Raw genomic sequence first — 22,314 nt, 5'->3', positions numbered from 1 at the left:
CGGGAGATGATGATCCGGTGAATTTCCATTTTGGAAACTTTTGATTGACAGCGATGTTTCCATAATGGAAACTTGCTCCATCACCCCATGGGATGGAGCAAGCGATGAACGCCAGCAAAGCCTTTGCCGAGCAATGCGGTTATGCCGGCCACAGCCCTGCCATGCTCGCCGCCTTCGAAACCATCCGCCGCTCCGGCATCGCCGAGGCGCGGGCGGCGCATTTTGCCCGCAAGAAGCTCACCGACGCCCTCGCCCGGGATCCCGCGCTGTGTCAGGTCATGATCCATCCGGCCGACACGGTCGACGAGGCGCTCGAAGACATCAAAGCCTTCATCCTCCGCACCCGCGCCATGCCGACATGGCGCCGGCACAACCACGCCCAGGCGCTCCGCAAGGCCAAGGCGATGCGCCTCCATCTCCGATTCTTCCGCCGCTTCGCCGACCGGATCCTGGCGCGCCAGGCGGCGTAGGCCTCGTCGCCCCTGATCAACCGAAAGGCCTTTGCCATGATATGCGAAACTGCTCAAATAGCCATCGATGACGCGAAGCGCGGGCCGGCCGAATGCGGGCGCGTTGCTCAAGCCTGCCAGTGAGGGCGATGCCGGTGAGAGCGATGCCGGAGAGCTATGTGCCTAGCCATCGCGACGCGGCACCAGGCCGAGATCCCGACTGCGGTAATCGAGGCTTCGGCCGGTAATGCTCTCCAGAACGGCGTCCAGCCCGGCGACGTGGTGATGCAGCAGCGAATAGGTCTCGTTGAAGGGCTTCAGGCTGATGAAGCACTTCTGGATCGCCATACGCAAAGGGATCGCCGCCAGGACGATCGCCTCGATCTCGCTCTCGGTCAGTCTGTCGTTTCTGTGGTGCCTGCGCGACATGTTTGCTCCTGTCTGACCGGACTGCGACGCGGCCGCGATGCGACCAGGCCGCGCCCTCACCATCGCCTGGCGCGCGCCCCTGATCGCCGAGGCGATACGGGAGCCCATCCACGACGCTCATCGGTCCGGCGCGCGATGCGACGTCGACATCCCCAGCAGCCGCACCAGTTCCTCATATTTGGCGCCGCAGCGGTCATAAATGTTGAACGTGTTGGTCCGCGTGCAGCCGATGCGCGCGACAATCGCGTCCAGCAGAAGCGCCAGCGTGCGGTCGCCGCCTGCCCGCACCATCGCGTCGCGGTCGAACTGCTTGCGCATCCCGCATTTGTCGCAGGAGACGATGATCTTGTCGGAGGGAAATTCGGATAACATCGGCATGGGAACAAAATAGGAACAAATACCTCCAGGCGTCAATTCACAAAATGCCAACCCAAGGGCAATGGCGCGCGCCGCAGGCTTCGCCCCGCCGGAGCAGGCCGTTGCGAACGAAACGGAAACGATGCTTCATGCCGGCATGAACATCGCCATCCGTGATTCGGCAGCAGTTTCCGGTTATCTCGCCCGCCTGAACCCGGGCCAGCGTGCTGCCGTCTTGCATGGCGACGGCGCGGTGTCGGGCCCCTTGCTGATCATTGCCGGCGCCGGCTCGGGCAAGACCAACACGCTCGCCCACCGGGTTGCCCATCTCATCGTTCGCGGCGCCGACCCCCGGCGCATCCTGCTGATGACATTTTCGCGCCGTGCCGCGGCCGAGATGAGCAGGCGCGTCGAGCGCATCGCCGCCGACGTGCTGCAAGAGCGCGCGGCGAGCCTGATGGAAGGGCTGAGCTGGGCCGGCACGTTCCATTCCGTCGGCGCGAGATTGCTGCGCGACTATGCGCTCGACATCGGGCTCGAGCCGGCCTTCACCATCCATGACCGGGAGGATTCGGCCGACCTGATGAACCTGGTTCGCCACCAGCTCGGCTTTTCCGAGACGGAGAAGCGCTTTCCCACCAAGGCGACCTGCCTTGCCATCTATTCCCGTGTCGTCAATTCCCAGGACAGGCTCGAGGCGGTGCTCGGCCACGCCTTTCCCTGGTGCGTCGGCTGGAGCGACGAGCTGAAGGCGCTGTTCGGCGCCTATGTCGAGGCCAAGCAGGCGCAGAACATCCTCGATTATGACGACCTCCTGCTCTACTGGGCGCAGATGGCCGCCGAGCCTGACATCGCCGCCCATCTTTCCCAGCGTTTCGACCATATCCTCGTCGACGAATACCAGGACACCAACCGGCTGCAGGCGGCGATCCTGACGGCGATCAAGCCCGACGGCCGCGGCCTGACGGTGGTCGGCGACGACGCCCAGTCGATCTATTCGTTCCGCGCCGCCGAAGTGCGCAACATCCTCGATTTCCCCGGCCTGTTTGCCGAACCTGCCCAGGTGGTGACGCTCGACCAGAACTATCGCTCGACCGACGCCATATTGAACGCCGCCAATGCCGTCATCGGCGAGGCCGAGGAGCGTTTCACCAAGAACCTGTGGACCGAACGCCGGTCGCTGGAAAAGCCCCGCATCGTGACGGTTGCAGACGAGGCCGAACAGGCCGGCTATGTCTGCGACGAGGTCTTGAAGGAGCGCGAGGCCGGCACGCTTTTGAAGGAACAGGCGGTGCTGTTTCGGGCAGCGCACCATTCGGGGCCGCTCGAGGTCGAGCTCACCAGGCGCAACATCCCCTTCGTCAAGTTCGGCGGGCTGAAGTTTCTCGATGCCGCCCATGTCAAGGACGTGCTGGCCATCCTGCGTTTTGCCCAGAACCCGCGCGACCGCATCGCCGGCTTCCGGGTGATGCAGCTGATGCCGGGCGTCGGCCCGTCGGCGGCGTCGAACGCCATCGACAGCATGGAGCAGTCGCTCGACCTCGAAATGGGGCTGGCGCGCTTCTCCCCGCCGGCCCGGGCGGCAAGCGACTGGCCCGGTTTTGTCGCGCTGTTTTCGGACCTCCGGCGCGGCCCCGGCTGGCCGGCCGAGATGGAGCGGGCGCGGCTGTGGTACGAGCCGCATCTCGAGCGCAAGCACGAGGATGCGACGACACGGCGGGCCGACCTGCTGCAACTCGAACAGATCGCCTCCGGTTATCCCAGCCGCGAGCGTTTCCTCACCGAGCTGACACTCGACCCGCCCTCGGCAACCAGCGACGAGGCCGGACCGCCGCATCTCGACGAGGATTATCTCATCCTGTCGACGATCCATTCGGCCAAGGGCCAGGAGTGGACCAAGGTGTTCGTCTTGAACGCGGTCGACGGCTGCATGCCGATCGACCTCAGCGCCGGCGAGCGCAAGGAGCTCGAGGAAGAACGCCGGCTGCTTTATGTCGCCATGACCCGGGCCAAGGATTCGCTGCACCTGATCACGCCGCAGCGTTTCTTCACCTCCGGCCAGGCGGCGCGCGGCGACAGACACGTCTATGCCTCACGCAGCCGCTTCATTGCGCAGCATCTGCTTACCCATTTCGAGACGACCGCCTGGACCAGCCAGTCGTTCCAGCAGGACAAGGCGACACGGCCGCGCACATCGGTCGACATCAAGGGCAAGATGCGCTCGATGTGGACTTAGGGGCGCAGGGCGAGGCTGGCGGACGGCGCCTAGTAGCAAAGTCCGGGCCGGCCTCCCTGGCAGACAGGACATTTGCGTTGCCACAGGTCACTGCCATTTGCGCCGAACTCATGGTCGGATGGACAACGCATGACATAGACGTATTGGCCGTGGTCAGTACCAGGTGTTTCCGTGCCCCTTACGACGGTAACCCCATGCTTATTGACGTAACCCGGTACTGTCGTCCCTCTGGACCTCGCCATGGTCGTACTCCCAATACCCGATATGAAAGCTTCGCCCAGTTCCGGCAAAGGCAGGGCAGCGACAGGGAGGAGCGAACGTTGGGCTATCGTTCTATCCGTCCACCGAAAGTTCGCATCACACCAAAGGTAACCAAAGCGAGAAGGCGGCGACTGCGTTCAGGCCCTTGAGTTCACCAGTCATGACGCCAGAGATCCAGGCAGCGCACGACACACAAAACAGCGCGATGACCAGGAGCCTGAGCCACGGCAAGTCTGGTTTTCCATGTGCCATTTCCCCTTTTCCCGTGACCCCGTCGCTTCTGTCACACGCCTCTTCTGTCCCCGATTCAGGAAAGCAAACATGTCTCGCGGCGGCAAGGGAACTGAGGCAGCGCAGGCGTGACCGACAAGGCGACGGCAGCAAGCACGCGCTGAGGCGTCAGTCGTCGAGAATGGCGTCGACCACCTGTTCGACATCCATGGCGGATGAATCGATCCACCGGCCGAGGTGCTGCGTCTCGCGCGCCAGGGCCTCGGCGAGGATTGCGGGCGGAAAATGGTCGGAATAGCCTGTTTTCGCCCGGTCCCTGTCGCGTTGCGCCAGCACTTCGGCCGACGGCGCCAGCACCACGACGCGCGGATCAAGGTCGGCCAGCCGCTCGACGGCGGCGACAAGATCCTGCCCGATGAGAATGTCCTGATAGACCACGGTGAAGCCGGCGTCGCGGTAACGACGCACGGCATCGGTGGCGATCACCTGGCGCAGCGTCAGTTGCGCGCGCGCTTCGGCGTCGAGCATCGGCCCCATCACGGCTGCGCCGTTGACGATCATGCGACGGAAGACATCGCCGCCGACGACGGCCGAGCGGGGGAAACGTTGCGCCAGCGCCTTGGCGACGGTGGTCTTGCCGGCGGCGATCGCGCCGGTGATGACAAAGAGGCTCATGCGGAAATCCTGCTTGTTGCTCGCCCCGTGCGCATGGCAGCTGGGCAGATCTTGGCGGCTGGGCAGATCAAGCCAGCGGGGTAGATCTGGGCACCTCGACGGATCAGGTCACCGCGACAGAAACGCCTCCGCGGCGCCGCCGCGGCAGGCTTCGAACATGCCGATGAACACGGCACCGCGGGCCGACAGCCCGGCCCGGCCCCACAGCGCCTTGCCTGAGGCCTTGTCCGCCGGCATCGCGCGCAAAGGCTCGCCAAGAGTGGCGTTCATGCAGCTGAGCACATAGGCACGAACGACCGAGATGCCGCAAATCGCGCCATCGGCGTTGAGGGCGCTCGATGGGATCTGCTCGAGCCGCTGTTCGGCACCAGCCAGCAGGAAGGTCCGCTCGCTCTCCGCCACACCGTTGGATGCAAGCAGCTGTTGCAGCTTGCCGCGTTCGGACGCCCGGCTGACGGGAGGGCAAGAGCCCGCGGCATGCGCCGCGCTGGAGGCGAGAACGGCCAGCGCAAATCCAAGGCTGGAGGCGAATCTGAAATGAGATGGCATGTGGCAAAGCTTAGCCGCACTCAACACTGTCGACAACTTGCAACAATCGAGATTTCGTGCCGCATTATACGGGAGATCGCGGGTCGAAAGACAATGAACCACGCTGCCGGCGCCGTTGGAATACTGATTTTCTTACTGCTGGTCGTGACCGGACATGTTCTTTGGGGGCAAGGCGGCGCTGCTGCCCTGGGCGCGGTCGGGGCGATACTCGGCTTTTTCGTTGCCGTTTTTCTCGATGAAATCCTGCCCGGCAAATATGGCGACTATGTCGATGCGGCTTTGGGCGCTGCGCTGGTTTTGACCATGGGATGGATGATCGTGGATTTTGCCATCACGAACTGGAACGTTCGCTAGACGCGTCGATGTCATCAACCGGAGAAGAGGAGGAATAATCATGCCCAACGAAGGAAAGATCGTCGGTGCAGCCGAAGCGCACCAGAAGGCGATGGAACAGGTCAAGGAGATGGACAAGCAGTTCCGGCCGGAGCCTGTCGAAAAGACGCTGTTCGAGAAGACCCACGAAAAGCTCGAAAAGGCGCAAAAAGAGGGCAAGGTCTGAGCTCAGGGCCGCACCGGGGCAACCGTCGCCGCGCATCGCCGACCGCAGCAATGCCGATATGCCTGCCGAACGCGCTCAAGTGCGCCGAAGCGCCATCCCGGCTGGGGGCGATTTGACAAAGCCACCGCCGCACATGACCTCGAAGGGCCACTCACAAGGCAATGGCTCCGCCACCGGTGCTGAGACGAGATCGCCGATGAATGCGAACATGACGATCGCCGTGCTGACTGCGGTCGAAGCCGAAAGGCACATGCCGAGACTGGTGGAGATATTGACGGCAAGCGTTGGGGATGGCGCGCTCGTCGGCTTCGTGCTGCCTTTTTCCGCAGATCAGGCGCGGGCCTATTGGCACGGCACGATTCGCTCGGTGAGCCTGGGCGAGCGGCTGTTGGTCTGCGCCCTGATCGAGGGCCAGGTGGTCGGAACCGTGCAGCTCTATCTGTCGCCTGAACCGAATGCACCACACCGGGCGGAGGTCTACAAGCTTCTGGTTCACCGCGACTTCCAGCGACGCGGCCTTGGCGCGGCACTGATGGACAGGGTCGAGCTGGAAGCTGGTCATCGGAACCGTTCGTTGCTGATCCTCGATACGGTCCAGGCCGGCGCCGGCGAGCGGCTGTACCGGCGACGGGGCTGGCAAGAGATCGGCATCGTGCCCAACCACTTTGTCGATCCCTTCGGCAACGCGAAAGCCTCGGTCTATTTCATGAAGCACCTCGTGGCCCCGGCGGCGAGCTAGAGAGCGAGGCCGAACAACCCCCGCCATGGCAGCGCGGACGAAGCCTCCGGCGATGCGGCAAAGCTGCGGAGGCTGTCGGCATGACCGGAGGCCAGGGCCGTCATGCCTGCGGTCAAACCGCCTGCTCGGTCATTCCGCCGATCGCCCGGAGCCCATACCATTGGTGAGCCGAACCAGCGCGTAGGTCGATGCCAGGATTGCACCCGCCCCAAGCCACTGAACAGGCGTCAGCGTCTCGCCGAGGAAGAGGTAGGCAAGCCCAACGCCGAATATCGGGATGACGTTGAAGTAACTGCCGGCAACGGCCGCCGGAACCCAACGCAGCGCGGCGATGTAAAGCCAATAGGCAGCGGCGTAATAAAGCAGGCCGGAAATTGCCGCCGCAACGAGAGTAGCAGGAGGAATGGCCCTGATATCGTCGACCGAGCCGAATGGCGTGCCGACGAGCAGCAAGGCCACCGCCCAAGCCAGTCCGGCCGTCTGTTGCAGCGCGACGGTGAAGACAGGGTCGACGCTTTCGACCAGCTGTCGCGAGAACACGGTGTAGAATGCACAGCAAAGCACCGCCCCCAGCAGCAGGACCACGCCCTGGGGCGCAATGGCGTCGAGCCCGCCATGGACATTGGCCACCAAAGCCACCCCGAGACCACCCAGCAGCATCACCAGCAACAGCCGCCAGGTGATTTTTTCGCCGAGGAACAGTGCCGCCAGGCCCAGTATCATCAGAGGTTCGGCCGCCCACAGCAGCGTCGAGACGCTTGCCGATACACTTGCAAGCCCCATCAGGTTGAGCGTGTAGGAAATGCCCGGGTTGAGCACGCCGAGCGCGATCAGCGGAAGCCAGTATGACGTCGCCGGAGCCGGACAGGCTGTGATCAGAACCGCAGCCCACAGGAACAGGGCGCTCGGCGCCAGCTGGACGACCAGCAGCGTCACCGGGTTGATCGACGCAAGCAGCGCCTTGTTCAGGACGGTCGCAGCTCCCCACAGGGCGCATGCAGTTACCAACAGGACAGCAGGAGGAAAGCGCAGCGAATGGCGCATCTCTATGACTCCAGAAGCGGTTACGGAAAAAGCGGCAGAAATGGCGAACGGGCTAGCGCCCGGCGCAGCTCTCTGCGTCGCAATTGTCGTAACCGGGTCTTCTGGAAGGCCTGACCATCCGTCTCCAACCCATCATGCAGGGACCCGAAATTGCTACCACCTGCCGGAGCAGCCATCAAGCTGTGAGGGTTTTACGCCCTAGCCGCAGCAGGGCTGGCCATCGCCTTTGGCGGGGCCGCAGCAGGCAGTGGTCGCCTTCGCCTGCTCGACAAGCCAGCGGTCGCGCGGCTTGCAGCTCGACGCCCGGGCGGAGAGCTGGACATGGACCTCGCCGCCCTGGACAAGCGGCATGGATGCCTTGTGGAGCTGTATCGCAGCGATGCCGTCGCTGACCTCGAAGGTCAGCCTGGCCCCGGGATCAAGAGCCACGTGCGCGCCTACCTTGCCGATGATGGCCGCGAATTTTCCCGCGGTCATATGGGTCCGTCCGTCTTCGTCGACATCCCAGAGCTGGATGAAGAGCTCGGTCCAGGCCTCGGGGTTTGCGCCGCAATCAAGTGCTGCAAAGGCTCCGGCCTTGACCTCGGTGACATGATAGCCCGGCTTCACCGTGCGGCCGCCATAGCTGAACAGCAACGGCTTGTCCTTGTGTTCGGCAAGGACGGACAACAGCTCACCGATCGATATGTCGTCGCCCGGGAAATCGTTCGAGCCGGCAAAATCGCGGTTGTCAGGGGTCGGCATCTCGGTTATTCCTCATTTTGACATTTCTAGGATTGTTGAAATATGGATGAACGTCAAGCGCTGATCGCCTTGGGGGCGATGTCCCAGGAAACGCGGCTGAAGATCGTCCGGCTCTTGGTCAAGGCCGGGCCGGACGGCATGGCCGCAGGCAGCATTGCCGAGGCCGCAGGGGTTACGGCATCGAATGTGTCGTTCCACCTCAAGGAGCTGGAGCGTGGCGGGCTGGTCACCGCCCGCCGCGACGCGCGCTCCATCGTCTACTCGGCCGACTACCAGGCCCTGAGCGGCCTGATCCGGTTTCTGATGGAGGACTGCTGCGCCGGCAATCCGGCCATCTGCCAGCCGGCCCTTGCGCCCGCTTGCTGTTAAGGGACGGCCAGAAATCATGTCGACATTCGAACGTTACCTGACCCTCTGGGTCGCGCTGTGCATCGTCGTGGGCATCGCGCTTGGCCATCTGCTGCCAGCTGTCTTCCAGGCCATCGGCGGCGCCGAGATCGCCAGGGTGAACATTGCGGTCGCCGTGCTGATCTGGCTGATGATCATCCCGATGCTGCTGAAGATCGATTTCGCCGCCATGGGCGAGGTCGGCAGGCATTGGCGCGGCATCGGCGTCACGCTGTTCATCAACTGGGCGGTGAAGCCGTTCTCGATGGCGCTGCTCGGCTGGCTGTTCATCGGCTGGCTCTTCCGCCCGCTTCTGCCCGCCGACCAGATCGATTCCTACATTGCGGGTCTGATCATCCTGGCAGCCGCCCCTTGCACGGCCATGGTTTTCGTCTGGTCGAACCTGACCAGGGGTGAACCGCATTTCACCCTGTCGCAGGTGGCGCTCAACGATGCCATCATGGTAGTTGCCTTTGCGCCGATCGTCGGCCTGCTGCTCGGCCTGTCCGCGATCACCGTTCCCTGGGGCACGCTGGTCCTGTCGGTGGTTCTCTACATCGTCATTCCCGTCGTCATCGCCCAGCTGATCAGACACCGGCTGCTCGCCGCAGGCGGCCAGGCCGCGCTCGACCGACTGCTGCACACCTTGCAGCCGCTTTCGCTGGTGGCGCTTTTGGCGACGCTGGTGCTTCTGTTCGGCTTCCAGGGCGAGCAGATCATCGCCCAGCCGGCGATCATCGCGCTTCTGGCGGTGCCGATCCTGATCCAGGTCTATCTGAATTCGGGCCTGGCCTATCTGCTCAACCGCATCTCGGGCGAGCAGCATTGCGTCGCCGGTCCGTCGGCGCTGATCGGCGCCTCCAATTTCTTCGAGCTGGCGGTCGCCGCCGCCATCAGCCTGTTCGGCTTCAGCTCGGGTGCAGCACTTGCAACCGTCGTCGGCGTGCTTGTCGAGGTTCCGGTGATGCTGTCGGTCGTCTGGATCGTGAACCGCAGCAAGGGCTGGTACGAGCGCGGCGCGGCCGTCAAATCCTCCACCGAAGCTGAAAGGTCCGCCTGATGGACGTCACCATCTACCACAACCCCGCCTGCGGCACGTCGCGCAACACGCTTGCGCTCATCCGCAATGCCGGGGTCGAGCCCACTGTGATCGACTATCTGAAAACGCCGCCCGCGCGCGCCGTGCTGCAGGACATGATCGCCAAGGCCGGCCTCAGCGTGCGCGAAGCCATCAGGCAGAAGGGCACACCCTATGCGGAACTGGGCCTGGACGATCCGAAGCTGACCGACGACCAGTTGCTGGACGCCATGCTGGCGCATCCGATCCTCATCAACCGGCCGTTCGTCGTCACGCCCTGGGGCGTGCGGCTCAGCCGACCTTCCGAGATCGTGCTCGACATCCTGCCGCTTCCGCAAAAAGGGCCGTTTCACAAGGAAGACGGCGAGGTGCTGATCGATGCCTGGGGAAACCGCGTTGCCTGACCTGCCCAACATCGCCAGCAACGCGCTGGACCTGCCTGACCGCAGCAAGCTGTCCGTCGCATTGTCGACCCACAAGCCGCGGATCCTGCTTCTCTACGGATCGCTTCGTGGACGCTCATACAGTCGCTTCCTGACCCAGGAAGCTGCGCGCCTGCTGGAGCACTTCGGCGCCGAGACCCGCATCTTCGATCCCTCCGGCCTTCCCCTGCCGGACGGCGCGCCAACCGATCACCCGAAGGTCAAGGAACTGCGCGAGCTGTCGCTCTGGTCGGAAGGCCAGGTCTGGACCAGCCCGGAACGGCACGGGGCGATGAGCGGGGTGATGAAATCGCAGATCGACTGGATCCCGCTGGCCACAGGTTCGATCCGGCCGACGCAAGGGCGCACATTGGCGGTGATGCAGGTCTCGGGCGGCTCGCAGTCGTTCAACGCGGTCAGCCAGATGCGCATCCTCGGCCGCTGGATGCGGATGATCACCATCCCGAACCAGTCTTCCGTGGCCAAGGCCTACCAGGAGTTCGATGAGGCTGGCCGCATGAAGCCGTCATCCTACTACGACCGCGTCGTCGACGTGATGGAAGAGCTGGTCAAGTTCACGCTCATCACCCGCGATGTCTCGGACTACCTGACCAGCCGCTACAGCGAACGCAAGGAAGATGCCGAAAAGCTCGAGGCGCGCATGAAGCTCAAGGCGATCTAGAGCATCTGGTCCCGCCGTTGGGGTCGTCGGCAAGGTCGTCGTCCTAACGGCATATTTCTATCATTCTCGAAATACCCATTGACGTTGCCACGCGGTGGGCGCTAGCTATTTCCATGAAACTCGAAACAGCAGCTACCCAGCTCGAAGCGCTCGGCAACCCGACGCGACTACGGATTTACCGAGCCCTCGTCCGCGCCGGCGAACAGGGGCTCGCCGTCGGCCATCTGCAGGAGAGGATCGGCATCGCCGCATCGACCCTCTCCCATCATCTGCATCGACTGATCGCCACTGGTCTCGTTGGGCAGGAGCGCCAGGCAACAACACTGATCTGCCGTGCCAATTACGCCGCAATGAACGGCCTTCTCGGTTTCCTCTCCGACGAATGCTGCGCCGACGTTCGCTCCCCGCAGACGAAAGACAACGCGGCATAGTTTTTTTGACAGCTATTTCGATAATCCCGGAAAGATGGAAAATGGCACCGCCCGTTTCAACTGAACAGCGCCGCAGCACCGTCATCTGGGGCCTCGGCCTGACCCAGATCATCGGCTACGGCACGCTCTATTACAGCTTCAGCATCCTCGCGCCCGGGATGGCCAGGGATTTCGGCTGGACGCAGGAATGGGTGTTCGCAGTCTTTTCCGCCGCCTTGCTGATCGGCGGTCTCGCCGCGCCGTCCATCGGCCGCCGCATCGATCGCCATGGCGCGGGTGCGATGATGGCCCTGGGCTCGCTGGTCGCGGCCTTGTCGCTGGTCCTGTGCGGGCTCGCACCCGATCGCCTGACCTTCGTCGCCGGCATGATCGTCATGGAGATCGCCTCGGCCTTCGTCCTCTACAACGCGGCCTTTGCCGCCCTGGTGCAGATCACGCCGCAAAGCGGCCAGAAGAGCATCACCCATCTGACATTGATTGCCGGTTTTGCCTCGACCCTGTTCTGGCCGATCACCACCGAACTGCACGCGCATCTGACATGGCGGCAGGTCTATCTCGCCTTCGCCGTCCTGCATCTGGTGGCGTGCCTGCCGTTTCACTGCTGGCTGGCACGCGCGATGAACGCCGATCGCCGCGGCGGCAAGGACAGGGCCAGAGCCGTGGCAGCGATCGCAGGAAGCGTCGCCTCCTGGGATCGGCGCCGGGCGTTTGCCCTCATGGGCCTGGGATTCGCGCTCGAAGGCTTCGTCCTGTCGGCGCTGCTCGTCCACATGGTTCCGCTGCTCAGCGCCGTCGGGCTTGGGGCGAGTGCTGTGCTGGTGGGCACGCTGTTCGGCCCTGCCCAGGTGTTCAGCCGCTTCATCAACATGCTGGCCGGCCGCGGGCTGTCGCAGCTGGTGCTGGCGGTGATCTCCGCCGCTTTCCTCGTCGCCGGCTTGTCGACCTTGCTGGTGTCGGCTCCCTGGATCTGGGGTGCGGCGGCTTTCGCCATCCTTTTCGGCCTCGGGTCGGGATTGACCAGCATCGTCCAGGGGTCCCTGCCCCTGGCCCTGTTCGGCTCCGAGGGCTATGGCGCGTTGCTGGGCAAGATATCGTCGATCCGGTTGATCGTATCGGCACTGGCTCCGTTTGTCTTTTCAGTGCTGATGGCGCGTTTCGGCACCTGGCCTGCGCTGGCCATCGCCATCGTGCTGGGCATCGCCGCGGCCATCGCCTTTGCCAGCATCGGCTGGCGCCGCCGTGAAACTGAAATGGTGCCGGAGACATGATCCGCCTGGCGGCGCCCCCGGGGGCAACGACCGTTGTTTCGCCCTCGGCCGTTCGACGGCGGTTTTGGGATCGTGGAGAACATCGGCCTGGTCTTTGCCGATGCCGGAGCAATCGGACTTGTGTTGGAGCTGTTGCCGCACATGGCTGCGAGGCCGGGCGTCGGCCCAGGTCTGAGGCTGCGCCTTGGCCCCAGGTGCTTGTCACCAAAGCCTTGGGATGACCGATGCACAAAGTCAGGGACGCGCTCGTCGACGTCCTGATGTCGAACACGCAAGACCGCCTTGCCTGGGACCCGGCATCGCCGGCGCAGGCGGCACAACATCTCGGCCTGACCCAAGCGCGCATCCAGCGGGCGGTCGACCGGCTCTGGCAGCGCATCGCGCAGGACAGGTCTTCTGGCGACTTCCACCTGTGGACGTGGCCAGCGCGAGCGGAAGGTGGCGCAGGCGCCGACAACACCAGACCCTGCGAAACCGCCAAGCCGTCTGGCCGCTGCCACCAGCGGCCAGGCCCACAAGGTCTTCGGATTCCGGATCGTGCGGGGCGCGTTCGGGGAGACAGAGGTCGCGAACAGCCCTGCCCGCCACCCAGATCAGCACCAGCCAGCCTGCCCGGCCAAGGCCTGTTGAGGCGGCAGCCTCAGCAGGCCTTTGTCGCGCCTGCGCGGCTGGAAACTGCGCCGCGCGATTTATTGTGCAGTGCAGCAACGATAGACGCCCATCGGCGTTGTGGAGGGCGCGCGGTCCGGTCAGGGCTGCGGAAACAGGACACCGCCATGAGAAACCTCTCTGATACGATCTCGCGCCTGGCAGCACGCCGTGCGCAAACGGTCGCGCCGGAGCGGCATGACGACCCGCTCAGGGATCTGGTGAACTTCGGCTCGAACCCCGGTGCCCTGCGAGCCAGAAGCCATGTTCCGGAGAACCTGCCTGGCTCAGCGCCGCTGGTCGTCGTGCTTCATGGCTGCACCCAGACCGCGTCGGGCTACGACCATGGCGCCGGCTGGTCCGCCCTTGCCGACAGCCAGGGATTTGCGCTGCTGTTTCCAGAACAGCAGCGGTCCAACAATGCCAATCTCTGCTTCAACTGGTTCGAGCCGGGCGACATGATGCGCAACGGCGGCGAAGCTCTGTCGATCCGCCAGATGATCGAGGCGATGGTTCTGGCGCATCGGCTTGATCGCGGCCGGATCTTCATCACCGGGCTTTCGGCCGGCGGCGCGATGACGTCGGTGATGCTGGCGACCTATCCGGAGGTGTTTGCCGGCGGCGCCATCATCGCCGGATTGCCCTTTGGCACGGCCAATTCGATCCCGACGGCCTTCGACCGCATGCGCGGCCATGGCGGCCCCTCGGAGGCGCGGCTTCAGCAGCTGCTGCGCGCCGCCTCGCCCCACACGGGCCCATGGCCGACGCTTTCCGTCTGGCACGGCTCGGCCGACCAGATCGTCGTCGGATCGAACGCCGACGACATCATCGGCCAATGGCGAACCATTCACGGCATCGACGATGAAGCGCCGCCCTGGACGACCATGGTTGACGGCCACAGCCGTCGCGTCTGGAAAGACGGCTCGGGACGGGAGGTGATCGAACAGTATCGCATCAAAGGCATGGGGCACGGCACGCCGCTGGCTGCAAACGGCATCGGGACCCCCGGCCCGTTCATGATCGACGCCGGCATCTCGTCGACGCAGCGCATCGCGCAATTCTGGCAAATCGCAGATCCGCAGGTCGAGATCCTGCTGCCGCAAAAACGAGAAAGAGCAGCGGCTCCCGCCAGGCCGGCCCGCGCCGAGGGGATCACCAGGACAATCGAGGATGCGCTGCGATCGGCCGGGCTTCTGCGCTAGAGCAATTCCAGGAAAAGTGTGCAGCGGTTTTCCGTCAGGAATTGCGCAAAAACAAGAAGATAGAGAGATTCCGCGATTCGAAGAAAAGCGGAAACGCTCTAGAGGATACGCGCCGGCTCCGGCCAAGGCGAGCGGGCCACCGGACCCGCTCGCCTGCGACTGACATGCGTCAGCGCGCTTCTCTCTTCCACACCCGCAATCTGCCCAGAGCCTCGACGAAAGCCGGCATGTCCTGCGGCGTGGCAAGGCGGATGACGCCCTCATCTTCCAGTGCGCCGTTGCCGCAAACCTTCTCAACCAGCCCCTTGGCAGCCGTGACATGGCCGATGAACTTGCAGTGCGCGAAAGCATCGGAGACAAAGTCACGAACATCGGGATTGTCCGACAAGGCTGGCATCGTCTTCTCGTCCGGCAGCAGCGCGACCGCGTCATAGAGCACCGAGGGCGCCCCGGCGATCATCTGGTCCGCCGGCACCAGGCTGCCGTCGCTCAACTTGGCCCCGCCGACCTTCGGCGCGATGATCTCGCAGCTGGCCCCGGCCTTGGCGATCGCGTCCTTGAGCGCCGAAAGCAGGGCGGCATCGGTGCCGTCGGTGACGAGAATGCCGAGTTTTCGTCCTTCGAAGCGCTCGGGTCCCTTGGCGAGAATGCTGAGCGAGGCTGCCGGCTCGAGATCCTGGCGCGTTGGCATTGCAGCGTCGGCCGCCTTGGGCATGGACTGCAGGCCCAGATTGGCGGCGACGCCATTGGCCAGGCCGCGATCGACATTGACCAGATGCGACACCATGCGCTCGCGGATGACCGGCGTCTTGACCTTGGCGAGTTCGAAGGTCAGCGCCGCTGCGATATGGGCCTGCTCCGGCGGGGTCTGGCTCAGGTAGAATTGTCTGGCCTGGCTGTAGTGATCGGCGAAGCTTTCGGCGCGCAGCCGCTGCTTGGGCCCGCTCTCGACGTCGGCAAAGGAGCGGAACCCGGCTTGCGGGGATTCGCGCGGCCCCTCGCCCCAGGAATTCGGCTGGTAGTTGGCGCGGCCGACCGGGTTGCGCATGGCCATGTGACCGTCCTGCTGGAAGTGGTGGAACGGGCATTTGGGCGCGTTGATCGGAATATGGGTGAAGTTGGTGCTGCCCAGCCTTTTGATCTGGGTGTCGAGATAGGAAAAGTTGCGCCCCTGCAGCAGCGGGTCGTTGGAGAAGTCGATGCCGGGCGGCACATTCTGCGTCATGAACGCCACCTGCTCGGTCTCGGCAAAGAAGTTGTCGGGCATGCGATCGAGCACCAGGCGGCCGACCGGGACAGGCGGCAGCAGCTCTTCGGGGATGAGCTTGGTGGCGTCGAGCACGTCGAAATCGAAACTGTCGGCGAACTCCTGGTCGAACAGCTGGACCTGCAGTTCCCATTCGGGGAAATTGCCGGCCTTGATCGCGTCCCAGAGGTCGCGGCGATGGAAATCGGGATCGGCGCCGTTGATCTTGACCGCCTCGTTCCAGACCACGGACTGGAGGCCGAGCTTCGGCTTCCAGTGGAACTTGACGAAGGTCGATTCATCCCTGGCGTTGACCATCCGGAAGGTATGGACGCCGAAACCCTCCATGAACCTGAACGAACGCGGGATCGCCCGGTCGGACATCACCCACATGATCATGTGCATGCTCTCGGGCGTCAGCGAAATGAAGTCCCAGAAATTGTCGTGGGCCGATTGCGCCTGTGGAAAGCCGCTGTCCGGCTCGGGTTTCACCGCATGGATGATGTCGGGAAACTTGATCGCATCCTGGATGAAGAACACCGGGATGTTGTTGCCGACGATGTCCCAGTTGCCCTCCTGGGTGTAGAGCTTGACCGCGAAGCCGCGGACGTCGCGCGCCAAGTCGACCGAACCCTTGCTGCCGGCAACGGTGGAGAAGCGGACAAAGGCCGGCGTCTTTTCGCCTGCGCGCTGGAAGATGTCGGCGCGGGTGTATTTTGCCAGCGACTTGTAGGTCTCGAAATAGCCATGCGCGCCGTAGCCGCGGGCATGCACCACGCGCTCGGGAATGCGCTCATGGTCGAAATGGAAGATCTTCTCGCGCAGGTGGAAGTCTTCCAGCGCCGTCGGTCCGCGTGCACCGATCTTCAGCGAGTTCTGGTCATCCGAGACCGGGCCGCCCTGGGCGGTGGTGAGCACATGGGTTGCGCCTTCGGCCAGCTGGTGCAGCTCGCCGCCTTCGCCGCGCCGGAGTTTCTGGTCATGGATCGTGGCGAGCTTGCCCGACGTGCGGTTCGTTGACTTGGCCATTGTTCATTCCTTGGAGAGGGGGTGCGGTGCGCACATGATCCTCAATGCCGCGACGCCGGTGCGGTTCCCTGGGCCGCGAAATGAAGTGGGGGACGCGACATGAAGGGGGCCGCAACTGGCACTACCGCTCTCCGGGGAACCGCCGGCAGAGCCGGCATTTGCGACATCCCGGTCGCCCCGCTGATGCGTCCGATCGGCCATCGATTCCAGGCGGCGGCCTGGGCCGGCGCGCCGAAATTGTGCCGGCACTTTCTGGGAACCAATCGTCTCGCCAACGGTTCTATTGTCGCAAGTCAGGAGAAAACAATGAAAAATCTTATACTTAGCGCGGCCATTCTGGCTGCCACGGCTTTCCATGCCCAGGCGCAGACCCAGCCGTCGACCGACCCTCAGACGCCGGCCATCGCCACGCCTGACAGTGTCAATCCGACGGCTCCGGTGGCCGGCGCCAACAGCTTCACCGAAGCCCAGGCCAAGGCCAAGATCGAAGAGGCGGGCTTCCAGAACGTGACGGCGCTGGTCAAGGCCGACAGCGGCATCTGGCAGGGCAAGGCGACCAAGGACGGCAAGGAAATGGCCGTTTCGCTCGACTATCAGGGCAATGTCGTCGCCCAGTAATCGGGCCCGATGACGTCATCGCGCCTCCTCCCATCATTTCAAATCGTAAAAGGAAGATCACAATGGTCAGTGTGACAGGGTTGTTCGACAATTATTCCGACGCACAGGCAGCGGTCGAAGAGCTGCACGGCGCCGGCATTTCGCATGACGACATCAGTGTCGTGGCGAGCAATGCAGACGGCTCCTATGACGCCCGCTCGTCGGATACGGCAGACGCTGCCGGCACCGGCGCGGGTATCGGCGCCCTGGTTGGCGGCACAGGCGGCCTGCTCACCGGTCTCGGCGTCATGGCAATCCCCGGGGTTGGCCCGGTGGTGGCGGCCGGCTGGCTGGCGGCGACCGCCGCAGGTGCTGCGGCCGGTGCATTGGCGGGCGGTGCGACGGGCGGCCTCATCGGGGCGCTGACCGATTCCGGCGTCCCCGCCGATGACGCCCATGTCTACGCCGAAGGCGTCCGGCGGGGTGGCACGCTGGTGACCGCGCGCGTCACCGCAGGCGCTGAAGAAGACACCGCAAGGTCCATCCTGCACAACGCCAATCCAGTCGATGTCAGCGAGCGCCGGGCAGTCTATGCCGATGGCGGCTGGACGGCCTTCGACGAAACGGCCGACCCGTACTCGCCCAGGGATATCGAGGAAGAGCGCCGGCGATACGCGACGCGCATTCCTCCGGTGGTCTGACCCCACTGATCCGACACCCGTAGTCTGAACCGGTGTCAACCGCCGCCGTCGCTTCTTCGACGCGGGCGTCTGACCCCGGGCAATGCTGACGGCCCGATCCGGCATTCCGATCGGGCCGCCTGGCTATGGCGGCCCATGCCGCCAGCTGACGGATCGAATGGCTCGCATGCGCGTTTTACCATTTGCTAATACAGGAGGCAGACATGCCGGACGATCCAAAGAAAACCGAGCAGGACCGCAAGCTCGTATCGAAGCAGGAATATGAGATCGAGGAGTTCGCGCGCAAATATGACCTGATGCGCGGCGAAGCCGCGGCGATGATCAGGCGATACGGCCCGTCCCGCCGCAAACTTGACGCCATCATCACGCAGCGGCCGCGCGGGCAGATGACCCGGACAGATGCCTGAACCGAGCCAGCCCACCGCCTTCAGCGTCGACCAGACGGTCAGTCTCAGGTCCCGTGCCGGCGTGCCCCTGGGCACGCCCAACAGCTTCATCGTCAAGACGATATTGCCGAGCGAGAACGGCCACCGCCACTATCGCATCCGCAGCACGGAAGAGGCATTCGACCGCATGGTGCCCGAGGCCAATCTGGTCGCCGCGGACCAGTGCCAGACGATCCATGATGATGAAGCCCGACGGAATTTCCGCATGCGCTTTGCGCCGAAGCGGCGGCGATAGCGGTGCTTGCCTTGCGCGCAAGTTGTGTGAAACAATCTCCAGAATGCCGTCAAAAGATGGTCGCTGCAGCAAACGCCGCCCAATTGCCTGATACTGCATGGCAGTGGCTGTTGGCCTCAAGCTTCCGCCCCAATTGCGGGCGGGAAGCCGTGAACAGCTCCTCGAACGTCTCGGCACTGGATTTCGAAACTGTCCTCGGCGCCTTGCGCCGCATCATCCCGTTGCCGACCGACCAGTCCGACCTTCATGCGCCGGCACGATGCTTGATCGCCGAATTATGCCCCGAAAAGACCTATCCCGATGCGCTCATAGAGGCGTTGGTGCAAGCTGCGGCAAGCGAACCTCACCCTATCCGCCGGTACGACACAGGGTAGCCAAGCGCTGGTCGGCATGCGATTCCGCCACCGACAATAGAATGTCGACGTCGTCGAAACTTCTGCGATCATGCAGATCGGCGATCCGTTTCCTGAGCAGCCTGAGGTCGTGACGGATGGCTTCAGCGTCAGGTGATTGCCGGAGGATGTTCATTGAATTCTGCCTGTCGGGGATCGCGACCCAGTTGGCTGGCGAAGAAAGCAGGCGCCTCCTCGGTGGCAGCCTGCACAACGGACAATTGCCCGCTGGCAAGCTCAATCGCCGAGTTCATGACAGGTTCCATGGAAAAGGCCTGCCGGATGGGGCACATCCGGCAGGCCTGGTGTGAGCATGACCGGAGGGGGGAGGCCATGCTCGCCACTACAACTCTGGTCGCCTCGATAAGTTCCCCGGGCGAAGGCACGCCGGAGGGTTGTCTGGCACTGCGCGGGAAAGACGCTCAGGCACGGATCCGCCTTGCCACGATCTCCGCTGGTCGACGCCCGACGGTTCGGGTCGTCGCAGCCAGATCAAGCCCGGTCGTCAGATCAGGCCCGGTCGTCAGATCAGGCCCGGTCGCCAGATCAAGCCCGGTCGCCAGATCAAGCCCGGTCGCCAGATCAGGCCCGGTCGAATGTGAACGATGTCAGCAAGGTGGTCACGAAATTGCTCGCCTTCTCCTTGACCAGCATGGTCGTCCAGTCGTCCGTGCCGCGCAGCCTCAGGTCGGTGTAGATGCTGTCGACCGCCGCCTCTTCGATGCGCTTGATATGCGCCATGAAGGCGACCTCCCCGTCCGCGCGATACATGTCGCGGATGACCATGCGCAGGACCTCCTGGATCGCAATTTGCCAGGCGGTGTTGATCGCGTGAATTTCATTGGTGTCTTCCGACATGGCTATTCCTTTGGGTGGCTCGGCCCTGGACAATGTTCACGCGGGGCCGGGTTCACGCGGGGCCGGGTTCACGCGGGGCCCTGGTTCACGCTGGGCTTGAGCAGCCGCCTGACAATGCGCGGATGACAGGGCGCCGCGTCAGACCTGTCTCGCGACAGCTGCGGTCCGTTGGTCTCGGCTTGCCTGGCCAGGAGCGATCGCGGTCGCCCCTGCACGATCATGCAGTTCCTTTGCGAGGCGCGCCTGACGAAGCCGGAGCGTCTTTTCCTCGCGCGAGCGAACGAGGACGTCCACCACATCGAGGGGGGTGTTGCGTGCGAAAAATTGCGATTGCGCACGGCTGAAGGCAATCTCCGCCTGCTGGCGGGATTTGCTGTGTGTCTGAAACAATGGTTTTTCCGATTGGGAGGCCGCACAGGGTGCGCGGCAATAAAAAAGGTCAGGCGGGCTGCCTGACCTTGATCGGTATCATGCTCTCACAGTGCCAGTACATCCGTGGTCAACGGAGAGACAGATACTGGATGGCTTAGGCGGCCTGCAGATTGCAGGCGGACATCTTGCCGGACTTGTTGTCGCGCTCCATCTCGAAGCCGATCTTCTGGCCCTCGACGAGTTCGCGCATTCCGGCGCGCTCGACGGCAGAGATGTGAACGAACGCATCCGCGCCGCCATTGTCGGGCTGGATGAAGCCGAAGCCTTTGGTGGAATTAAACCATTTAACGGTGCCAGTGGTCATGATGAACCCTTTCATAGCAAAAGCGGGACCACAACGCCGAAGCGCTGCGGATGGTGATAGCGATTTTTGAAAGAAAAGGTTCGTTCAGGGCGCGGTGCCAAACGCGCGGTAACCAAAGCTCAGCAAGCAAATATCGATGTTCCACATGTAGGACAGCCCTGTCGCGTTGTCAACTCCAGCTTTTGGAATTCAGCGGATTCCACCTAAGATTGTACAGCGCAGCCGGAAAAGGCGGTGAAAGCCTTGGTGTTAATGTGTCCGAAGCCAGAAGATACCATCCATGCCCTGCCGATCTCGCGCAGGGCGCGTGCCGCAAGCCTGTCTAACAGCCAGACTGACCATCGGCCGCACGCCGGGAGCCGTACCGCGCGGCGACGTACAGCGGTTGCACGCCCGACGGGGTCCGTCTTCCGCCCATTCCGCCAGGGCCGAGATCGAGTTGCCGGCATTGCGGTCAAGTTGGAACAATCGATGCAAGGCCCGCGCATCAACCGTGGTACAATACTCGTGTCGGATCTGGCCAATCAGCCTTTCGACGCAACTGCCGAGTCATGACTTGCTTCGTGAGTCTCCGGCCCTTGAGGGCCTCTCCATGCCACATCCGACAGAGCATTTTGAAGCGGCAAGCACCCTTGCCGTGGTGATGTCTTCCAACGAACCGCTGCTTTTCCTGTCTGACACTCTCAGAATTATTGCGGCAAGCGCGTCGTTCTGCCGGGCATTCGAGATCGACCCCGCGTCAGTCGCAGGCAAGCTCCTCGGCGAACTTGGAAACGGGGAGTGGGCGATGCCCAAGCTCGTTTCACTGTTGACGGCGACCGCGACCGGCAGTGCGAGCATCGATGCCTACGAGATCGACCTGAAGCGACCAGACCAGATGACGCGGCAGTTGGTCGTCAACGCAAGAACGCTCGACGACGGCGACCTCCACCATATTCGCCTGCTTCTCGCCATAACCGATGTGACCGACATGCGCGCCCAGGCTCGCCTGAAGGATAATCTGGTTCGCGACAAGGCCATCCTGCTGCAGGAGGTCCAACATAGGGTCGCCAACAGTCTGCAGATTATCGCCAGCGTCCTGATGCAGAGTGCACGTCGTGTGCAGTCGGAGGAGGTTCGTGGACATCTCCACGACGCCCGTCATCGCATCATGTCAATCGCAGCGCTGCAACGACAGCTTTCCATATCCGCTGGCGGCAGCGTTGAGCTCCGTGGCTATTTCACGCAGCTTTGTCAAAGTCTTGGCGCATCGATGATCGCAGACCCCGAGAGGCTGTCAATCCAGGTGAAGGTCGATGACAGCACCGTGGATGCGGACATATCCATAAGCATGGGGCTCATCGTAACCGAACTCGTGATCAATGCCCTCAAGCATGCCTTTCCCGGCGAGCGGACCGGGACGATCGTGATCGAGCATCGATCGTCGGGTAACGACTGGACGCTTCCATTGCCGACAACGGGATCGGAATACCCGTGGGGGACGATGCGCCCAAGGCAGGGCTCGGGACTAGCATCGTGGAAGCGCTCGTTAAGAACCTGAACGCCGAAATTACGGTGAGCGACGCGGCCCCAGGTACGGTGGTCACAATCAGCCGTCGGGAAACCGCGGGCCTGCGGACCGACCTTTGTTCAGCGGCGTAGAAACCAATCTGCTCCCACAAACTGCAGTGCTGCAGCCCACCT

28 protein-coding genes and 1 pseudogene are annotated in these 22,314 nt (G+C 63.5%); 18 read left to right on the top strand and 11 right to left on the bottom strand.

Annotation, left to right across the window (positions count from 1 at the left end):
* The first annotated feature begins 104 nt into the window (after positions 1-104).
* Positions 105-470, top strand: a complete 366-nt coding sequence (locus Amn_RS10570; protein WP_286296893.1) for a hypothetical protein — start codon at positions 105-107, stop codon at positions 468-470.
* A gap of 162 nt (positions 471-632) precedes the next feature.
* Here Amn_RS10570 and Amn_RS10565 read toward each other — a convergent pair whose 3' ends face one another.
* Together Amn_RS10565 and Amn_RS10560 are read right to left on the bottom strand one after the other, a co-directional pair.
* A complete protein-coding gene (locus Amn_RS10565; RefSeq protein ID WP_154385180.1) occupies positions 633-878 on the bottom strand; it encodes a hypothetical protein in 246 nt (81 codons plus the stop codon).
* 117 nt (positions 879-995) lie between these two features.
* Entirely contained in the window at positions 996-1,196 is a 201-nt protein-coding gene (locus Amn_RS10560) for a hypothetical protein (RefSeq protein WP_157097127.1), read from the bottom strand.
* A 196-nt stretch (positions 1,197-1,392) separates the two neighbouring features.
* Between Amn_RS10560 and Amn_RS10555 the strand changes: the two genes are divergently transcribed.
* Positions 1,393-3,471 carry an ATP-dependent helicase gene (locus Amn_RS10555; protein WP_502874769.1) on the top strand — a complete coding sequence of 693 codons (2,079 nt, stop codon included), beginning with the start codon at positions 1,393-1,395 and terminating at the stop codon, positions 3,469-3,471.
* Between the two features lie 660 nt (positions 3,472-4,131).
* Here the strand turns inward: Amn_RS10555 and Amn_RS10550 are convergent.
* Together Amn_RS10550 and Amn_RS10545 are read right to left on the bottom strand one after the other, a co-directional pair.
* Positions 4,132-4,638, bottom strand: coding sequence for an AAA family ATPase (locus Amn_RS10550; RefSeq protein WP_286296884.1), 507 nt, complete (start codon positions 4,636-4,638; stop codon positions 4,132-4,134).
* Between the two features lie 108 nt (positions 4,639-4,746).
* Entirely contained in the window at positions 4,747-5,187 is a 441-nt protein-coding gene (locus Amn_RS10545; protein WP_286296881.1) for a hypothetical protein, read from the bottom strand.
* A gap of 93 nt (positions 5,188-5,280) precedes the next feature.
* Between Amn_RS10545 and Amn_RS10540 the strand changes: the two genes are divergently transcribed.
* The 3 genes from Amn_RS10540 (at position 5,281) to Amn_RS10530 (ending at position 6,485) form a co-directional block, all read left to right on the top strand.
* On the top strand, positions 5,281-5,541 hold the full coding sequence (locus Amn_RS10540; RefSeq protein ID WP_286296880.1) for a hypothetical protein: 261 nt from the start codon (positions 5,281-5,283) through the stop codon (positions 5,539-5,541).
* Between the two features lie 40 nt (positions 5,542-5,581).
* Positions 5,582-5,746, top strand: a complete 165-nt coding sequence (locus Amn_RS10535) for a hypothetical protein (RefSeq protein ID WP_154385174.1) — start codon at positions 5,582-5,584, stop codon at positions 5,744-5,746.
* A gap of 208 nt (positions 5,747-5,954) precedes the next feature.
* A complete protein-coding gene (locus Amn_RS10530) occupies positions 5,955-6,485 on the top strand; it encodes a GNAT family N-acetyltransferase (RefSeq protein ID WP_286296877.1) in 531 nt (176 codons plus the stop codon).
* Positions 6,486-6,614: 129 nt separating this feature from the next.
* On the opposite strand, the gene Amn_RS10525 is transcribed toward Amn_RS10530, so the two are convergent.
* Both Amn_RS10525 and Amn_RS10520 read right to left on the bottom strand, forming a co-directional pair.
* The gene (locus Amn_RS10525; RefSeq protein ID WP_286296875.1) at positions 6,615-7,529 is read right to left on the bottom strand and encodes a DMT family transporter; all 915 of its coding nucleotides are present in this window, start codon (positions 7,527-7,529) and stop codon (positions 6,615-6,617) included.
* Positions 7,530-7,727: 198 nt separating this feature from the next.
* The gene (locus Amn_RS10520) at positions 7,728-8,273 is read right to left on the bottom strand and encodes a DUF6428 family protein (protein ID WP_286296871.1); all 546 of its coding nucleotides are present in this window, start codon (positions 8,271-8,273) and stop codon (positions 7,728-7,730) included.
* A gap of 42 nt (positions 8,274-8,315) precedes the next feature.
* Here Amn_RS10520 and Amn_RS10515 point away from each other — a divergent pair, with 42 nt between their 5' ends.
* From Amn_RS10515 to Amn_RS10485, 7 genes are all read left to right on the top strand, one after another.
* Positions 8,316-8,642, top strand: coding sequence for an ArsR/SmtB family transcription factor (locus Amn_RS10515; RefSeq protein WP_154385172.1), 327 nt, complete (start codon positions 8,316-8,318; stop codon positions 8,640-8,642).
* Between the two features lie 16 nt (positions 8,643-8,658).
* Complete coding sequence (arsB, locus tag Amn_RS10510; protein WP_286296866.1) at positions 8,659-9,720, top strand: ACR3 family arsenite efflux transporter; 1,062 nt, start codon at positions 8,659-8,661, stop codon at positions 9,718-9,720.
* Positions 9,720-10,142 (top strand): arsenate reductase (glutaredoxin), encoded by a 423-nt coding sequence (gene arsC / locus Amn_RS10505; RefSeq protein WP_067963854.1) that lies wholly within the window; start codon positions 9,720-9,722, stop codon positions 10,140-10,142. Before arsB ends, arsC begins: the two co-directional genes overlap by 1 nt.
* A complete protein-coding gene (arsH, locus tag Amn_RS10500; RefSeq protein ID WP_286296863.1) occupies positions 10,117-10,842 on the top strand; it encodes an arsenical resistance protein ArsH in 726 nt (241 codons plus the stop codon). Before arsC ends, arsH begins: the two co-directional genes overlap by 26 nt.
* 113 nt (positions 10,843-10,955) lie before the next feature.
* Positions 10,956-11,273: an ArsR/SmtB family transcription factor gene (locus Amn_RS10495; RefSeq protein ID WP_067963858.1), complete on the top strand. Its 318-nt coding sequence runs from the start codon at positions 10,956-10,958 to the stop codon at positions 11,271-11,273.
* Between the two features lie 41 nt (positions 11,274-11,314).
* On the top strand, positions 11,315-12,541 hold the full coding sequence (gene arsK / locus Amn_RS10490; protein WP_154385167.1) for an arsenite efflux MFS transporter ArsK: 1,227 nt from the start codon (positions 11,315-11,317) through the stop codon (positions 12,539-12,541).
* A 776-nt stretch (positions 12,542-13,317) separates the two neighbouring features.
* Positions 13,318-14,391, top strand: a complete 1,074-nt coding sequence (locus tag Amn_RS10485; protein ID WP_286296858.1) for an extracellular catalytic domain type 1 short-chain-length polyhydroxyalkanoate depolymerase — start codon at positions 13,318-13,320, stop codon at positions 14,389-14,391.
* A gap of 169 nt (positions 14,392-14,560) precedes the next feature.
* Here the strand turns inward: Amn_RS10485 and katE are convergent, their stop codons facing one another.
* The gene (gene katE / locus Amn_RS10480) at positions 14,561-16,666 is read right to left on the bottom strand and encodes a catalase (protein WP_286296857.1); all 2,106 of its coding nucleotides are present in this window, start codon (positions 16,664-16,666) and stop codon (positions 14,561-14,563) included.
* Positions 16,667-16,972: 306 nt separating this feature from the next.
* Between katE and Amn_RS10475 the strand changes: the two genes are divergently transcribed.
* The 5 genes from Amn_RS10475 to Amn_RS10455 all read left to right on the top strand — a co-directional run bounded on the left by Amn_RS10475 (position 16,973) and on the right by Amn_RS10455 (position 19,019).
* Complete coding sequence (locus Amn_RS10475; RefSeq protein WP_067963865.1) at positions 16,973-17,284, top strand: hypothetical protein; 312 nt, start codon at positions 16,973-16,975, stop codon at positions 17,282-17,284.
* Between the two features lie 62 nt (positions 17,285-17,346).
* Positions 17,347-17,964 carry a general stress protein gene (locus tag Amn_RS10470; protein WP_286296854.1) on the top strand — a complete coding sequence of 206 codons (618 nt, stop codon included), beginning with the start codon at positions 17,347-17,349 and terminating at the stop codon, positions 17,962-17,964.
* A gap of 203 nt (positions 17,965-18,167) precedes the next feature.
* Entirely contained in the window at positions 18,168-18,371 is a 204-nt protein-coding gene (locus Amn_RS10465) for a DUF3606 domain-containing protein (RefSeq protein WP_286296852.1), read from the top strand.
* Complete coding sequence (locus Amn_RS10460; RefSeq protein ID WP_067963871.1) at positions 18,364-18,645, top strand: hypothetical protein; 282 nt, start codon at positions 18,364-18,366, stop codon at positions 18,643-18,645. Before Amn_RS10465 ends, Amn_RS10460 begins: the two co-directional genes overlap by 8 nt.
* A 56-nt stretch (positions 18,646-18,701) precedes the next feature.
* Positions 18,702-19,019: a hypothetical protein gene (locus Amn_RS10455; RefSeq protein WP_286296847.1), complete on the top strand. Its 318-nt coding sequence runs from the start codon at positions 18,702-18,704 to the stop codon at positions 19,017-19,019.
* Positions 19,020-19,147: 128 nt separating this feature from the next.
* Here Amn_RS10455 and Amn_RS10450 read toward each other — a convergent pair whose 3' ends face one another.
* The 4 genes from Amn_RS10450 to Amn_RS10435 all read right to left on the bottom strand — a co-directional run bounded on the left by Amn_RS10450 (position 19,148) and on the right by Amn_RS10435 (position 20,631).
* Positions 19,148-19,291 carry a hypothetical protein gene (locus tag Amn_RS10450; RefSeq protein WP_182575332.1) on the bottom strand — a complete coding sequence of 48 codons (144 nt, stop codon included), beginning with the start codon at positions 19,289-19,291 and terminating at the stop codon, positions 19,148-19,150.
* Positions 19,292-19,619: 328 nt separating this feature from the next.
* Positions 19,620-19,895, bottom strand: a complete 276-nt coding sequence (locus Amn_RS10445) for a hypothetical protein (protein WP_286296844.1) — start codon at positions 19,893-19,895, stop codon at positions 19,620-19,622.
* 138 nt (positions 19,896-20,033) lie between these two features.
* Positions 20,034-20,285, bottom strand: coding sequence for a hypothetical protein (locus Amn_RS10440; protein ID WP_286296842.1), 252 nt, complete (start codon positions 20,283-20,285; stop codon positions 20,034-20,036).
* 136 nt (positions 20,286-20,421) lie between these two features.
* The gene (locus tag Amn_RS10435) at positions 20,422-20,631 is read right to left on the bottom strand and encodes a cold-shock protein (protein ID WP_067966826.1); all 210 of its coding nucleotides are present in this window, start codon (positions 20,629-20,631) and stop codon (positions 20,422-20,424) included.
* A 592-nt stretch (positions 20,632-21,223) separates the two neighbouring features.
* On the opposite strand from Amn_RS10435, the pseudogene Amn_RS10430 reads away from it, so the two are divergent.
* Positions 21,224-22,272, top strand: a pseudogene (locus Amn_RS10430) (sensor histidine kinase).
* Positions 22,273-22,314 lie beyond the last annotated feature (42 nt).

Source organism: Aminobacter sp. Y103A, from assembly GCF_030294925.1.
Taxonomy (GTDB): domain Bacteria; phylum Pseudomonadota; class Alphaproteobacteria; order Rhizobiales; family Rhizobiaceae; genus Aminobacter; species Aminobacter ciceronei.
Note: the sequence above shows the minus strand (reverse complement) of the source record. Positions and strands in the feature narration are given on the sequence as shown.

What these genes read in the sequence shown, in the direction of transcription:
- Amn_RS10570 (WP_286296893.1), top strand. Translation starts at nt 105, where the DNA reads ATGAACGCCAGCAAAGCCTTTGCCGAGCAATGCGGTTATGCCGGCCAC.
- Amn_RS10565 (WP_154385180.1), bottom strand. Translation starts at nt 878, where the DNA reads ATGTCGCGCAGGCACCACAGAAACGACAGACTGACCGAGAGCGAGATC.
- Amn_RS10560 (WP_157097127.1), bottom strand. Translation starts at nt 1,196, where the DNA reads ATGCGCAAGCAGTTCGACCGCGACGCGATGGTGCGGGCAGGCGGCGAC.
- Amn_RS10555 (WP_502874769.1), top strand. Translation starts at nt 1,393, where the DNA reads ATGAACATCGCCATCCGTGATTCGGCAGCAGTTTCCGGTTATCTCGCC.
- Amn_RS10550 (WP_286296884.1), bottom strand. Translation starts at nt 4,638, where the DNA reads ATGAGCCTCTTTGTCATCACCGGCGCGATCGCCGCCGGCAAGACCACC.
- Amn_RS10545 (WP_286296881.1), bottom strand. Translation starts at nt 5,187, where the DNA reads ATGCCATCTCATTTCAGATTCGCCTCCAGCCTTGGATTTGCGCTGGCC.
- Amn_RS10540 (WP_286296880.1), top strand. Translation starts at nt 5,281, where the DNA reads ATGAACCACGCTGCCGGCGCCGTTGGAATACTGATTTTCTTACTGCTG.
- Amn_RS10535 (WP_154385174.1), top strand. Translation starts at nt 5,582, where the DNA reads ATGCCCAACGAAGGAAAGATCGTCGGTGCAGCCGAAGCGCACCAGAAG.
- Amn_RS10530 (WP_286296877.1), top strand. Translation starts at nt 5,955, where the DNA reads ATGACGATCGCCGTGCTGACTGCGGTCGAAGCCGAAAGGCACATGCCG.
- Amn_RS10525 (WP_286296875.1), bottom strand. Translation starts at nt 7,529, where the DNA reads ATGCGCCATTCGCTGCGCTTTCCTCCTGCTGTCCTGTTGGTAACTGCA.
- Amn_RS10520 (WP_286296871.1), bottom strand. Translation starts at nt 8,273, where the DNA reads ATGCCGACCCCTGACAACCGCGATTTTGCCGGCTCGAACGATTTCCCG.
- Amn_RS10515 (WP_154385172.1), top strand. Translation starts at nt 8,316, where the DNA reads ATGGATGAACGTCAAGCGCTGATCGCCTTGGGGGCGATGTCCCAGGAA.
- arsB (WP_286296866.1), top strand. Translation starts at nt 8,659, where the DNA reads ATGTCGACATTCGAACGTTACCTGACCCTCTGGGTCGCGCTGTGCATC.
- arsC (WP_067963854.1), top strand. Translation starts at nt 9,720, where the DNA reads ATGGACGTCACCATCTACCACAACCCCGCCTGCGGCACGTCGCGCAAC.
- arsH (WP_286296863.1), top strand. Translation starts at nt 10,117, where the DNA reads ATGCCTGGGGAAACCGCGTTGCCTGACCTGCCCAACATCGCCAGCAAC.
- Amn_RS10495 (WP_067963858.1), top strand. Translation starts at nt 10,956, where the DNA reads ATGAAACTCGAAACAGCAGCTACCCAGCTCGAAGCGCTCGGCAACCCG.
- arsK (WP_154385167.1), top strand. Translation starts at nt 11,315, where the DNA reads ATGGCACCGCCCGTTTCAACTGAACAGCGCCGCAGCACCGTCATCTGG.
- Amn_RS10485 (WP_286296858.1), top strand. Translation starts at nt 13,318, where the DNA reads ATGAGAAACCTCTCTGATACGATCTCGCGCCTGGCAGCACGCCGTGCG.
- katE (WP_286296857.1), bottom strand. Translation starts at nt 16,666, where the DNA reads ATGGCCAAGTCAACGAACCGCACGTCGGGCAAGCTCGCCACGATCCAT.
- Amn_RS10475 (WP_067963865.1), top strand. Translation starts at nt 16,973, where the DNA reads ATGAAAAATCTTATACTTAGCGCGGCCATTCTGGCTGCCACGGCTTTC.
- Amn_RS10470 (WP_286296854.1), top strand. Translation starts at nt 17,347, where the DNA reads ATGGTCAGTGTGACAGGGTTGTTCGACAATTATTCCGACGCACAGGCA.
- Amn_RS10465 (WP_286296852.1), top strand. Translation starts at nt 18,168, where the DNA reads ATGCCGGACGATCCAAAGAAAACCGAGCAGGACCGCAAGCTCGTATCG.
- Amn_RS10460 (WP_067963871.1), top strand. Translation starts at nt 18,364, where the DNA reads ATGCCTGAACCGAGCCAGCCCACCGCCTTCAGCGTCGACCAGACGGTC.
- Amn_RS10455 (WP_286296847.1), top strand. Translation starts at nt 18,702, where the DNA reads ATGGTCGCTGCAGCAAACGCCGCCCAATTGCCTGATACTGCATGGCAG.
- Amn_RS10450 (WP_182575332.1), bottom strand. Translation starts at nt 19,291, where the DNA reads ATGAACTCGGCGATTGAGCTTGCCAGCGGGCAATTGTCCGTTGTGCAG.
- Amn_RS10445 (WP_286296844.1), bottom strand. Translation starts at nt 19,895, where the DNA reads ATGTCGGAAGACACCAATGAAATTCACGCGATCAACACCGCCTGGCAA.
- Amn_RS10435 (WP_067966826.1), bottom strand. Translation starts at nt 20,631, where the DNA reads ATGACCACTGGCACCGTTAAATGGTTTAATTCCACCAAAGGCTTCGGC.